Here is a 12,637-nt window from a genome sequence, read left to right as displayed (position 1 = left end):
GAACTGCCCGTCAGAGCAATTGCTCGGCACTGCTGTCGAGCAGCAGGGCACCGTGTACAACGACGCTGTCGCCGGGGTGAAGACCATCCGAGACAGTTACACGCCCGTCTCGCGAAGCAGAAACGATGACAGGGCGCGCTTCCAAACGTCCGTCCTCGCGCAAGACATAGACAATGCGTTGCGCGCCGTCCTTGATCAGCACGGCTTCGATAGGCAAGCTAATCAGGGAGCTGGCTTTGATGTGAAAGCGGACTTCGGCTAGCATGCCGGCTGTCAGGCGCTCACCGTCGCCTTCGAACGAGAGATAGACTGGCGCTCTGCGCTGCTCCCCATCGACAACACGGCCAACGGTATCGACAACGGCGGGAAACGACCTATTTATTAGCGGAAGCGAAACTTCAGCCCGTTGTCCGCCATCAATCCCAATGATGTCGCTTTCCGGCACATCGGCAACAACCCCAAGATTTGACGTATCACCGACGTCGAACAATGGCTCTCCGTCGGGCGAAGCCATCGCGCCGAGATGACCTCTGACGGCAGTTACGACTCCGCTCTTTGGGGTACGCAATATAAATGCGTCGCCATCGCCATCGCCAATCATATGGGCTGCGCGCGTTGCGCGCGCCAACTCGGAACGGGCCTCGCGCGCTGCAGTTTCCGCAGCGAAACGTTCGGCTTCTAATCCGACCCCTTTCTGCATCATCTCTTGTTGGCGCTTGAGCGCATCCTCCGCGGTCGCATTGCGCGCTTCTGCCTGCTCAAGTGCAGAACGTATTCCGGCAACTTCCGAACCTTGAAGTGTCGCCAGAGGCGTATCGGAACTGACGAATTGTCCTGGGCTGACGTGTATCGCAACAATCCGAGCCTGTATTGGCGTATTGACTGCCGCAAGTGCAGTCGGCTTGAAAGCCAAACGCCCAGGCACAACGCCGCTCAGTTCGCCGGACGTGCTTCGAACGACCTCGAACCTCAGAGACTCATTCGGCTTCTGTGGCGGGTCATCCGTTTTGCGATTGCTGGCTTCCGAGACAGGATTGGAGCAAGCGCCGAGCAAGGCGCAAACGAGCAGCCAAGCCGCACGTGGCGCCGCCTTTTGTATGTCGGCCATCTTGCATTCTCCGGAAAGACCAGCTTTCTAGGCCACTTACGTGCTGCATTCTCACTTACATTGTTCTTACAAACGGCAGTTCTTGAAGCATGAGACTTCTCGTTATCGAAGATGACGCCGACCTCCGTAATGCGCTGGTGAAGGCGCTGACACTGGCTGGCTACAGCGTTGATTTCGTTGCGGATGGCGGAGCTGCTGAAGCGGCACTTGCAACGGATGTCTACGACTGTGTCGTTCTGGATCTTGGATTGGCCGATATCGACGGCCTTACCGTGCTTCGCAATTTGCGTCTTCGACGGGACGATACGCCTGTTCTCATCCTGACAGCACGCGACAGCTTGGAGAATAGAATCACCGGCCTGAAGAGCGGCGCCGATGACTATCTTGGCAAGCCGTTCGCTCTCTCTGAGCTTGAAGCGCGAATTGAAGCATTGATCCGGCGAAGCTCCGGCGGCGTCGTGCGGCTCATCAACGGGCCTCTTGAGTTCGATATCGAGGGGCGCACCGCACTTCTACATGGCAAGCGAATTGATTTTTCTTTACGCGAGCTGTCGATACTTGAAGCGCTGATGAAGAAGATCGGAAAAGTGGTTCTGAAAACGAGCTTGGCGCAACAGGTCAGCGACTGGAACCACGAAATTGGCATCAACGCCATAGAGGTTTACGTTCATCGCGTTCGGAAGCGTCTAGAACCTCACATCAATATTCAGACCATACGTGGCTTAGGCTACCTGATGGACCTCCATCGTGAAAAGTAGCCGTTGGACGTTGAGAGTTTGGCTATTGCTGTGGCTACTTCCACCGGTAGCGGTTCTGACCTGCATTTGGATATGGGCAACTTACACCGTCGTCCTCCGCTTTGCCGACCTGGCTTATGATCGGGCTCTGGAAGATACAGTTGATACAATCGCGGGACAGATCACAGAGGATGAAGGCTCGATTGCTATCGACCTTCCCGCTGCCGCTCAAAAGATGATTCTCTTCGATCGCCTCGATAGAATATTTTATTCGGTGTCAGACGGATCAGGACGTGTGATTGCTGCAAGCGAGTCTGTACCGCCGCCCCCGGAGGCAACCGCCCTGGGTGGTACCCAATTCTATAACTCCCTCATTCGAAACAGCCCTGTCCGCGTCGTCGAGCGAGCATTATCACTCGCCTCTACTCAAAAGCCACTTCAGATCCGCGTTGCCGAGACCATGCGCAAGCGTGAAGTTCTCGCAGCAGAAGCTCTTGCTTACATGATTGCTCCACAAGCACTGTTTTTGTCTGGATTGATGCTCTTGCTTTGGAATGGCGTCGGCCGAGGTGTGGCACCAATTAATCGCGTTCGCGATGCAATTTCCGGGCGCTCACATGATGATTTGACGCCGCTCGAGACCAAAGGTCTGCCGACGGAATTGCGAGAACAAGTTCAAGTCATAAACGATCTTATGGCTCGATTGGATTCGATTATTTCCAGTCAACGAAGATTTATTGGCGATGCCGCGCATCAACTCCGTACCCCGGTTGCCGTTATTCGAACGCAGGCGGAAATGGCTGTGCGCGCCACCGATTTGAATGATCTGCGCGGCATCGTGAATAATCTCGATGACACTTCGGCGCGGCTTGTCAGATTAGCCAAGCAATTGTTGAACCTCAGTCGCGCAGAAGCAGGGCTGGCTGGAATTATTGATTTCAAGACGATTGACTTTGCAGAGCTCGTTACCGACACGGTCGCTTTGCTGGCGCCTGATGCCCTGCAGAAAAATGTAGATCTTAGCGTTGCGATAGATCCTCAAATCGGACGGATTTGGGGAGACGGTGACCTTCTTGCCGAGATGATCGCCAACATCCTCGACAACGCCATCCGATACACTCCCCGAAATGGGAATGTCAGCGTCGCTGTCACGCAGATAGCCGACCGTGCATCCTTGAAGATCTCTGACGACGGGCCCGGCATCAACGATAGCGAACTGCTCCAAGTATTGAAGCCGTTTTATCGTTCGCCAGGAACAATCGGTACGGGCAGCGGAATCGGTTTAACGATCGCAAACGATATCGCATCCATACATGAGGGATCACTCATCTTATCGAGATCGCCGAATGGTAATGGATTGCTGGTATCTATCGAGCTTCCAATTCGTGTGAACCGCCAGAAGTGAGAAGCTCAAGTAACCCGCTCCCTGAAGACTGCACCGGCAAATCCGAGGAAAACTCTCGCTTTCAAGACCGGGCGACAAATCCAAAAAGCGTTCGACCCTAACCGTACAGGATTGCTATGGGCCCGACAGGTACAACGTGGCCACGACACCGGGCGTCAACAAGGCTGCAGACCACAGAAAGGCCGACGACCAGTTAGCAAGCTGAAACATGGCGAAGGGCAGATTGCAGACACCCGCGATGAAAGGGACAGTCGCCCTCAAGGGACCGAAAAATCGACAGAGAACAATACTGAGCGCGCCCCACTGGGCAAAGAAGGCCTCCCCGCGGGGTAAAACTTCGGGATAGCGAGCAGCCAATCGAGATTCGCGCACCGCGTGCGCGAAGTGCAGACCAAGCCAATAGGAAACCCAGTCTCCCAGAGCTGCACCCGTGCTGATCGCAACCCATATAGGCACGATCTCAAGGCCACCCCTGGCGACCACGAAGCCTATGCCAAGAAGAACCGCGGTGCCTGGCACTAACAGGGGAACAAACGGAAGTGATTTCACGAATGCCAGCGCGAAGGTGATCAAGATGATCCAATGTCCCGCTTGCTGCATCAGTTCGCGGGCAGGTACCGTATACCGATCCAATTCGGCGAAGAGCCCAATCATCACGCCGATAATCCCAGCTCACTCCGACCGCACCCAAACGCATTCTCGCCGTCGAAAGCATGCCGCAATCGTCGTTTGAGCGTTTGTTTCCTAGGCCGGTTTACGTAGTCCTTACAGCGGGAGCCAATTGTGGATCATGAACCAATCAAATCGCCAGATGTGTTGCATTGAAGTGGCACTGATGGCGGCGCTCAATGGTTGATACGTTCCCCCATGAAGTGGTCGCCCCGGAGACATTTCCATTCCGCGCGCCACGAAAGCTCGCGAAAGAATTATTGTTTGTCGAATATCGTAGTGTGTCCAATCGTGACGAACCGCAAAATGGTCCCGATCGAGCTTGCCCGACTGCCTTTCGCCGATTTATTTTTAGTTCGGCGTACTTTGCAATTTCAGGGATGCTCGATTTCTCTTCATGATCACGTTCACACTCATATTTTTTAGATTTGGTTGCACACTACGATCGTATGCAAAAGCCGACCACAGCCAACTGGAAAAATGAGCTGCATAGGAGCAGCGGGTAGCAGGTACGACAATCAGGTTGCAAGTCGAAGGATCGTCGATCCGTTCCGAGACCCACGGATCATCATTGGCGAAGCTGGCGCCGCGTTACAATGCAAGTCACCCAGGACCGTACACAAGACGGCCGCACCTTCCGCGTGCTGGTCGTGCTAAATCAGTTGCGCGGCGCTGCCCGGCGATTGTTGTCGCGGAGACGGCTCAGGTCCTCTGTCAGCTTATCCGTCTGGCTTGCGTTGAATTTGCCGTTCCCTAACACACGGAACATACCGTTAGGATCGTAGCTCTGGCGACCTGGTGATCTATCTCGCTCCTTCTGGCGGGATATGCACCCGCAGGCAAAGAAGGTCGTCGAGGCTTGAAAGGCCATCGCCTCTTCTTTGATTTCGCCGGGGGTCGTGAGCAGCCGCGCGACCAGAAGATAATCTTCATGGAAGTCTTTGGTGAGGACGTGTTCCCCGCCGAAGTCGAGGATGGCGCGAGCTAAGGAACGCGTGCCGGCCATTGCGTCGGAATCGCCATCGCTGGCTCGGAGATGGCGCATTCCATGGACATGATGATTGCATAGCAAGCAGCAACGCGCGCTTTGGTATCGTCGGCGCTGACCATCCGGTTGAAGCGCGAGACGAACTGGTGGACGTCCGTGGTCAAGGCTGCCTTCATGGAAGGATTCTCTCCCTGCTACATTTCAGGAGCATAGCAATCGGTGATGTTCAGATTCCTGATATGGAGTTGGCTGATCTCTGCCGAATTCCGTTTTGGTTTGTCACCACTGATAGCGAAGGGTGCCCTTGCCACCGTAGGTTTGGCTTTGTCCAGAGAAGGCGCTATCGAAAGAAGCACCGACCGCCCAGCCGTCGCGCCACTTCATCTCGGCCGAGACGCTGGTGAGCGCCGCATCGTGGCCAATGGAAGCACCATCCACCGTGAACGAAGATCCCGGTAGTGCCTGGAACGACGCTGTGGCGGAGGGCGTCGGGGTGAAGTTGTGCGCCCAGGCGAGACGGCTCCCGAGCGTGACGACGCCGTCCTCGACCACGAAGGATTTATCGGCGCGCAGGCCAAGCTCCACGCGGCTGTCCGACTCGGTCTTCGAGTCGTAGTTGAGCGCGAAGGTCCCGTCGCCCGACTGCGCATGCTCGGAATAACCCGGCAGGAACAGGCCGGTGAACTGCCCGGCCGCATAGGGCGTCAGACCGATCCCGCCCGGCGCATCGAAGCGCCAGCCACTTTCCAGCCGGCCCGAAAGCGCGTTGGCGTTGAAGTTGGCGTGCAATTGACCCGCGACGGAGCGATCGGTGGTGACGTCCTGCCAGCCATAGGCGAGCGTCCCGGTGATATAGGCCGGTCCCATGGCGTGATGGACGAAGGCGCCCGCCTGGAACAGGTCGGATCGGCCCGAGCCCATGCCATTGCCGAGACCGAACCCGGTGGCTCCGCCACCCGTCGCGAAACCGGCAACCGTATCAGGCGAGAAGCGGTAGTTGGCGCCGACGGCAAGGCCCCAGACATGGCTGCTCACATCGCTCGAGCCTATGGCGGCATTGCCATCGGTATTGCGGCCAGCCCCATAGGCTGAGCCCCAGACGGTCCAGCGGTTGACATCACATCCAGGATTGGCCGCAGTGTTGCGACGGCCGGACTTGGCGATATCGCAAGTTCCCCATCCACCAACTGAGGGATCAGCCATCACGCCCATGAACTGGTTCATGGCGTCAAAGGTCACGCGCTGCACGCCGGTGGCGAGCTCGCCATCGACCTGCGCCAGGCCGGCCGGCGACAGCGCACCGAAGGCCACAGGAATGCCGTCGCTCGTGTTGAAGTAGTTCGTCAGCGCGTTGGCGACACTCTGCTGGTTGCGGTTAAGGCCACCCGGTATGCTGAAGTTCAGCACCAGATCGAGATAGGCGTTGTTGGCGTCGTAGCTCAGGCTGTCGGTGATGCTCGATGGCAGGTTGGTGTTGGTGAGCCCGCTGAAGGTCGTCCCGCCCAGACCGCCGGTTGCGGTCAGGATCGTGTATTGCTTCGAGATATAGCGACCGGAAGCATAGACGGCATTGACAGTGCCCCCGAGTGTCGCGGTGCCGTTGACGATCGCCTTCGAGGCCGTCGCCGGATTGACGTTCACCACATAGGTGGATCCAGCGCTTAGGGTGAGATCGCCGTTCACGGTGGTGGTAGTTCCGGCGACACCACTGCCCGGCCGGAAGCTCGCGCCCGAGGCGATCGTCAGGCCGCCTAGAGAGCCGGCACCGGTGAATAGGCCGCCTGAGACTATGACTGCGCCCGTGATCGAGCCATTGTTGGTAGTCGTTCCCGCCGTCTGCGTCAGGGAACCGTTGATCGTGCCTTCGTTGTCAACGACGCCGGCCGTGTTGAAATTGCCGTTCCAGTTCGCGCCGGCGCTGTTGACGATGGCGCCGATGTTCGAGGCGACATTGGCGTTCTCTATGGCGTTGTTGGTGTAAAGTCCGGTATTGGCGAGATCATCGGTCACTGTGCCGTTGTTAGTGAACGTGCCATGGTTGGCGATCCCGCTGTTCGCCGTCAGTGCGCCGCCCGCATCCACGGTGACGGTTCCATTATTGGTCAAAAGACCGGTTACGACCGTGCCGGCGTTCTCGAACGTGGCGCCGTTGGCGACGGTCGCATCCGACGTAGGGCCGGCGGCGCTGCCTATGCTCCCGCCCGAGGCGACGACCAGTGTGCCGGCGTTGACAGTCGTTGAACCGGTAAAGGTGTTGATGCCCGACAGCGTCACCATGCCAGCGCCGCTCTTGGTCAGTGCACCGCTACCCGCGAGCGTGGCGTCGATGGCGCCCGCCTGAACGCCGAAGACGCCTGATGACGACAGTGTGCCGTTGGTGATGCGGCCGCCGGTCAGCATCACGCCGCCGTTCTGGATCTGGGTCGTGCCGCCGAGGTCGAGCGTGCCACCCGCAACAGTGGTGGTGGCGCTGCTGGCGCCGAGCGTGCCGGCGCCAGCGATCTTCAGCGTTCCCGTATTGATCGTGGTGCCACCGGAATAAGTGTTGGCGCCGATAAGGATCAGCGTGCCGGCACCGGCCTTGGTCAGCGCGCCCGGACTGGCGCCGGCGTCGACGATCACGCCAGAAAGCGTGAGCGTGTTGCTATTGGTGTCGACCGTGCCGCCACTGCGGCTCAGCGCGATGGCGTTGCTGATCGTCAGATTGTTGGCGCCGGCCTGGAGCGTACCGCCGTCGATCGTCACCGTGCCGGTGCCGAACGCGGAATTGTTGCCGGCCACGGCCGTTCCGTCGATGGTCGTGCCGCCGCTGTAGGTGTTGGCTCCATTCAGGACCACGGTGCCGCTTGCGATCGCGATCGCCGCGCCCGCGCCGGTACCGGCGGCGAAGCTCTGCCCGGCCGCCACGCTCGCGGCGCTGTCGTCGGCGATGGTGCCGTTGATGGTCAGCGTACCAGTGGGGCTGAATGTGGTCGTCGTGCCGCTCATCAGGAACAGGCTGGAGCCGGCGGCCGCACCGCTGATCGGGCTGCCGGAGGCACCGGCCGTCACGCTGTTGCCGGTGAACGAACCATCGCTGACGGTCAGGCTGGCGCCGCCACGCACRAACACCGCGCCGCCAAATCCCGCACCGCCGCCGCCAGAGTTGCCGGAGCCATTGCCACCGCCGACGCCGCCCGCCCCGGCGCTCGGCCCGGACTGCGTGCCGCCACCGCCGCCACCAAAACCGCCGGCGCCGCCGTTCGTGCTGTAATACCCGGTACCGCCGCCGCCACCACCGAAGCCGCCGTTGCCGGGGTTACCGCTGTTGGTGCCACCGCCGCCGCCGCCGAAGTCGCCGCCATTACCGGCGTTGCCGCCGCCGTTGCCGCCGGCGCCACCTCCACCGCCGCCGATGCCGCCGTTGGTGCCGGCGCCGTGGGTGCCTCCAGTGCCGCCGGTGCCCGCGGCGAGGCCGCCACCACCACCGCCACCACCGCCATCGATGTCATTGGAGGTACCCGAACCGCCGGCGCCGCCACCGATGCCACCGCCGCCGCCGCCGCCGCCGGTCTGGAAGGATAGCCGGACGCCCGACGCGCCGCCGGCCCCGCCGCCGTTCGCGCCCGGGCTTCCGCTTGTCCCCATGCCACCGTTGCCGCCACTGCCGCCAGGGCCGCTGCCGCCGGCACCGCCAGGAATATTGAGGCTGCCATTGTCGGTCGGACCACCGCTGCCGCCACCACCGCCGCTGTAGCCGCCGCCACCGCCGCCGGCGTTCTGTCCGGCATTGCCGCCGCTGCCCCCCAAACCACCGCCGCCGCCACCGCCAGGTGTGCCGCCGCCGGTCGCGGAGCCGCCGGCGTTGCCTCCGACTGCGCTGTTGTTGGCAAAGCTGACATTGCTGATCGTGGCATTGCCAGTATTGACGAAAATCGCGCCGCCGGCGCCAAGCCCGCCGCCACCCTTGCCAGCGCCACTGCCGCCGGCGCCACCCTGGGCATTGCCGCCGACCAGCGTGACGTTCTGGATCGTCGCCGTGCTGTTGAGAAAGAATATCCGGTTATTGCCCTGCGCATCGATGGTGTGGCCGTTGCCATCGATAGTGATATTGGCCGCCACGGGCGGCAGCAGCGTCGTGCCGAGCGCGATATTGTTTTGCAGCAGGATGCGGTCGCCCGCCGCCGCGCCCGCGATCGCAGCGGACAACTGCGATGCGTCGGACACCAGAATGTCGCTGGCGGCAGCGGGTGTCGTCCCGATTGCCGTTAATGCCAACGCTATGCCCAGAGACGTTGACAAGAGCAATACAGCGCGCAACCGGCGCTTGCTTCCAAGTCGATCCACACCCACTGCCACTAATGCGCTCCCCCTTCTCGCGGCATGGATCAGCCTGCTCACTCATCCATGCACGATAGCCCCCGCAGTTCGGAAAACGAATCTGCAGCGAGTTCATCTCATTGGTGGGAGAGCAATGTCCTGAAACCGCTGTGGATAGCGTTCTGAAAATTTCTGAAATTTCCGATTCAACACCGTTTTCAATAATGTTCTGTTGTACTTATAGGCCGAGAGCTGCTCGTTATCGTGCCGTAGCTTGGGCGCCGCCTTTGGGGTATGAGGCGGCACGCAAGCGCCGCCTTTTCGGGGGTGTGAGACGGCTCAAACGCCGCCTTTGGGGGAACCTTTGATTCGTTTCGCCGGTTTCGAGCTGCACCGGCAGCGCGCTGAGCTGCGCGGGCCTGACGGCATTGTCGTCAAGCTCCGGCCGAAGACCTTCGAAATGCTGCGTGTGTTCGTGACGAACGCCGGACGTGTGCTCAGCAAGCAAGAGTTGATGGAGGCGGTCTGGCCGAACATTCACGTCGGCGAGGACAGCCTCTTCCAATGCATCCGCGAACTGCGCACCGCGCTCGGCGACGACCAGCGGCAGATGATCAAGCTCGCATCCGGCGGCGGCTATGTGCTGACCGCCGACGTGGTGGCCGAGCGTGTTGAACCGCCTGCTCCCGAAGTCTCCCCGGCACAGCCCGCGGATACCGCGCCCAGGCCACCGGCCGAAACTGTAATCGATCCGTCACAATTCCGGCGATCGATCTTCGGTTCGCGCGGACGGATCGCGGCCATCGCTGCTGTTCTCTGCGCGGTCATCGGGCTTGCTGTCGCGACATTCGTATTGCAGGCGGACGCCCTCTTCAAGCGAACGCCGCCGGTCATCGCCGTGATGCCGATTGTCGACGCGAGCAACGACCCGCACGGCGTGGTAATGGCCGGAGAAGTCACCAGCGGCATTGCCGATGGTTTCGCCAGGATCGACAATATTAAAGTTGTCGCATCACCCTCTACGACGCCTGCCGATTTCGAAATCCGTGGCGAACTGCAGCGCGCTGACCAATCGTGGACCTTGCGCTCGCGCATCATCAAGACTGCTACCGGCGAGGTTCAATCGGTCGCGACCGTTTCGGTCGATTCCAACGAGATGGGACAACTCCAGCAATCGCGGCTCGCCGCGGGAGCTGGCTATCTGCTGGCGCAGCGACTGAACGAACTGCTGGAAGCCGAGGACTCCTCCGCCGCGAATGACGGCGTGCCGATGGGCGACAGCAAAGTTGTCATCGAGCAGGCTCTCGCCTCGATCAACAAGACAACGCCCGAGCGCTTTGGCATGGCGCAGACCGTGCTGAAAAAGGCGCTCGCCGACAAACCCGACAGTGTGAACATCGCGGTCGCGCTTTCCTCCCTTCAACTGCGCGGCATTCAGTTGAGGTGGTACAGCCCGGACGATGCGATCGCAGTTGAAGGCCAGGCCAGCGCCATACTCGAGCGCGCATTGCGGACGAAGCCAAATTCCGTTGCAGTGCTGGAAACGTATTGCCGCTTCCTCAGCGCGACCAATCGCTTTCTGGAAAGCCTCGTCGCCTGCGCGAGGGTCTTGAGCTTCGACCCGTGGCATGGCGGCGCGCTCTATCTCATCGGCCTCGGGCAGATCAACCTTGGCCGCTTTGAAGATGCGCTCGCGACATTCCAGCAAGCCGACCGCTTCGACACGCCCGCAGTGTCACGCTGGACTTGGCTGCTCGGCGCGGGATGGGCGAACCTCTTGATGGGCCGCAGCGAAGACGCGTTGCCATGGCTGCAACGTTCAATCGCAATCACCACGGCGTCCGGACGCACCCACATGCTGCTCGCCGCCGCCTATCAGAAAGCCGGTCGGCTCGACGAAGCAAAGGCCGCCATGCAGGAAGGCTTGAAACTAGTGCCTGGCACGACCAAGCTCAACGTCGCGCCGCCGACGAAGAACTCCAGTCCGGTTTTTCTTGCGGCGTGCGAAAAGGTCATCCAGCTTATGGTCGATGCGGGCCTGCCGGAGCAATGAACGCAGCTGACATTCGCCATCCACGCCGAGAGCCTTGAACCGGGCCATTTGATCATCCGTAAGCCCGGACGTGCTAACGATGGTTTGGTTGTTGCTGCGGCGGCCTTGGCTGCTGCCTCGGCTTTGTCTTTTTTCTGGCCAATCTCGAAAAGCGTCGAGCCAATACGGGCTTCTCGCCAAGCTTCATGATATGGGACCGGGCGACCTGGACGCCCTCCACCAACTGCTGTCCGATTGGACAGTGAAGACGGCCAAGATCGCTCTCGACGTCATTCAGACGCGCCTCAAACTGCTCAAGGAGTTGGACATCAAGTTGCGCAATACTTCGGCCGACGAGGTGAAAGAGCTTCAGCCGCTAATCGAAAGTGCGCTATGGATCTTCGGACCGGAGTTCGAGAGCGTTGAGTACACGTCTAATCGCGGCATGACTACTGTTGTCCGCGAGATCTTCGGCGACAAGAGCAAGATCGGCTCACTCAATCGGCCAGACTTTGTCATCGTTCCGCAGGGCAGCGTTGGCTTCTGAGGCGGACCCGATCGTTCGCGGTTATGACCGCGTCGTCATCTCTCCGATAGCGTACCCCACATTTATCAGGCGAGGCGAACGTCGAATGATGAATCTGCGCGACAAGCTGCAGGACGCACCATTCCTTAGAGACAAAGGGATCGACATAGCCAGCTACAGCGAACCTTCACCACCGCGTCAGACTTTAATGCAGATCGACTGACGCGAACCCTCTACATATGCGGCCTGAATGTTGGACGCTTCTAAGGCTTAAGCCGACGTCCTCCAGCTTGCTGCCGCCGGGGCATCCTCGCTCTGAGACGATGTCTGCAAACTCGGCATTGCGACATAGCTGCAAGATCCCATTAGCGGAATTCGCTCGCTCGATACGCAAGCGTGGTGGCACATCTCACGCGGTGTCTGCTTTTCGCGGAGAACCGGATGTCAGCTGACCGTCGCCGACAGACACTTCTGACTCGGCGCAGCCAGCTAAGACGACCGGCCATCTGTCGCTTTCGAAAGATTGACCCGCCGCGATAGTTCCTCGGCGCTCTCCTTACGTTCGCTGTATCGATCGACGAGGTACGCCGCGCGGTCGCGGGTGAGCAGCGTGAACTTCACGAGTTCTTCCATCACATCCACCACGCGGTCGTAGTACGAGGACGGCTTCATGCGGTCATCCTCGTCGAATTCATTGAAGGCCTTCGCCACCGAGGACTGGTTTGGGATGGTGATCATCCGCATCCAGCGGCCGAGTACGCGCATCTGGTTCACGGCGTTGAAGGATTGCGAGCCGCCGCTGACCTGCATCACCGCTAGCGTCTTGCCTTGCGTTGGTCGAATTGCGCCCGTCGATAACGGTATCCAGTCGAT

The 12,637-nt window shown here is 60.1% G+C and carries 11 protein-coding genes; 5 read left to right on the top strand and 6 right to left on the bottom strand.

Annotated features, from left to right (window positions below; all coding sequences use genetic code 11):
- Nucleotides 1–10: 10 nt before the first annotated feature.
- The gene (locus AB4Z24_RS21370; RefSeq protein WP_441711487.1) at nt 11–1,108 is read right to left on the bottom strand and encodes an efflux RND transporter periplasmic adaptor subunit; all 1,098 of its coding nucleotides are present in this window, start codon (nt 1,106–1,108) and stop codon (nt 11–13) included.
- Nucleotides 1,109–1,197: 89 nt separating this feature from the next.
- Between AB4Z24_RS21370 and AB4Z24_RS21365 the strand changes: the two genes are divergently transcribed.
- Nucleotides 1,198–1,866 carry a response regulator gene (locus tag AB4Z24_RS21365; protein WP_441711485.1) on the top strand — a complete coding sequence of 223 codons (669 nt, stop codon included), beginning with the start codon at nt 1,198–1,200 and terminating at the stop codon, nt 1,864–1,866.
- On the top strand, nt 1,856–3,250 hold the full coding sequence (locus AB4Z24_RS21360; protein ID WP_441711484.1) for a sensor histidine kinase: 1,395 nt from the start codon (nt 1,856–1,858) through the stop codon (nt 3,248–3,250). The genes AB4Z24_RS21365 and AB4Z24_RS21360 overlap by 11 nt, the downstream gene beginning before the upstream one ends.
- Nucleotides 3,251–3,364: 114 nt before the next feature.
- Here the strand turns inward: AB4Z24_RS21360 and AB4Z24_RS21355 are convergent, their stop codons facing one another.
- Entirely contained in the window at nt 3,365–3,904 is a 540-nt protein-coding gene (locus AB4Z24_RS21355; RefSeq protein ID WP_441711530.1) for a DedA family protein, read from the bottom strand.
- 194 nt (nt 3,905–4,098) lie between these two features.
- Between AB4Z24_RS21355 and AB4Z24_RS21350 the strand changes: the two genes are divergently transcribed.
- Complete coding sequence (locus AB4Z24_RS21350) at nt 4,099–4,320, top strand: hypothetical protein (RefSeq protein WP_441711482.1); 222 nt, start codon at nt 4,099–4,101, stop codon at nt 4,318–4,320.
- A gap of 257 nt (nt 4,321–4,577) precedes the next feature.
- On the opposite strand, the gene AB4Z24_RS21345 is transcribed toward AB4Z24_RS21350, so the two are convergent.
- From AB4Z24_RS21345 to AB4Z24_RS21335, 3 genes are all read right to left on the bottom strand, one after another.
- A complete protein-coding gene (locus tag AB4Z24_RS21345; protein ID WP_441711480.1) occupies nt 4,578–4,925 on the bottom strand; it encodes a hypothetical protein in 348 nt (115 codons plus the stop codon).
- Nucleotides 4,904–5,083, bottom strand: coding sequence for a hypothetical protein (locus AB4Z24_RS21340; RefSeq protein ID WP_441711479.1), 180 nt, complete (start codon nt 5,081–5,083; stop codon nt 4,904–4,906). The genes AB4Z24_RS21345 and AB4Z24_RS21340 overlap by 22 nt, the downstream gene beginning before the upstream one ends.
- A 103-nt stretch (nt 5,084–5,186) precedes the next feature.
- The gene (locus AB4Z24_RS21335) at nt 5,187–9,164 is read right to left on the bottom strand and encodes an autotransporter domain-containing protein (RefSeq protein ID WP_441711477.1); all 3,978 of its coding nucleotides are present in this window, start codon (nt 9,162–9,164) and stop codon (nt 5,187–5,189) included.
- Between the two features lie 406 nt (nt 9,165–9,570).
- Between AB4Z24_RS21335 and AB4Z24_RS21330 the strand changes: the two genes are divergently transcribed.
- Nucleotides 9,571–11,259 carry a winged helix-turn-helix domain-containing protein gene (locus AB4Z24_RS21330; protein WP_441711476.1) on the top strand — a complete coding sequence of 563 codons (1,689 nt, stop codon included), beginning with the start codon at nt 9,571–9,573 and terminating at the stop codon, nt 11,257–11,259.
- A 190-nt stretch (nt 11,260–11,449) separates the two neighbouring features.
- Nucleotides 11,450–11,785: a hypothetical protein gene (locus AB4Z24_RS21325; RefSeq protein WP_441711474.1), complete on the top strand. Its 336-nt coding sequence runs from the start codon at nt 11,450–11,452 to the stop codon at nt 11,783–11,785.
- A gap of 468 nt (nt 11,786–12,253) precedes the next feature.
- Here the strand turns inward: AB4Z24_RS21325 and AB4Z24_RS21320 are convergent.
- On the bottom strand, nt 12,254–12,637 hold a 384-nt coding region (locus AB4Z24_RS21320; protein ID WP_441711473.1), incomplete at its 5' end, for an NAD(P)H-dependent oxidoreductase.

The organism is Hyphomicrobium sp. 2TAF46, assembly GCF_052114865.1.
Taxonomy (GTDB): domain Bacteria; phylum Pseudomonadota; class Alphaproteobacteria; order Rhizobiales; family Hyphomicrobiaceae; genus Hyphomicrobium_B.
This window is presented reverse-complemented; position numbering and strand designations above follow the sequence as displayed.

Coding starts and splice junctions, on each gene's coding strand:
- AB4Z24_RS21355 (WP_441711530.1), bottom strand. CDS start 3,904: ATGATTGGGCTCTTCGCCGAATTGGATCGGTATACGGTACCTGCCCGC.
- AB4Z24_RS21365 (WP_441711485.1), top strand. CDS start 1,198: ATGAGACTTCTCGTTATCGAAGATGACGCCGACCTCCGTAATGCGCTG.
- AB4Z24_RS21325 (WP_441711474.1), top strand. CDS start 11,450: ATGGGACCGGGCGACCTGGACGCCCTCCACCAACTGCTGTCCGATTGG.
- AB4Z24_RS21370 (WP_441711487.1), bottom strand. CDS start 1,108: ATGGCCGACATACAAAAGGCGGCGCCACGTGCGGCTTGGCTGCTCGTT.
- AB4Z24_RS21340 (WP_441711479.1), bottom strand. CDS start 5,083: ATGAAGGCAGCCTTGACCACGGACGTCCACCAGTTCGTCTCGCGCTTC.
- AB4Z24_RS21350 (WP_441711482.1), top strand. CDS start 4,099: ATGGTTGATACGTTCCCCCATGAAGTGGTCGCCCCGGAGACATTTCCA.
- AB4Z24_RS21345 (WP_441711480.1), bottom strand. CDS start 4,925: ATGGCCGGCACGCGTTCCTTAGCTCGCGCCATCCTCGACTTCGGCGGG.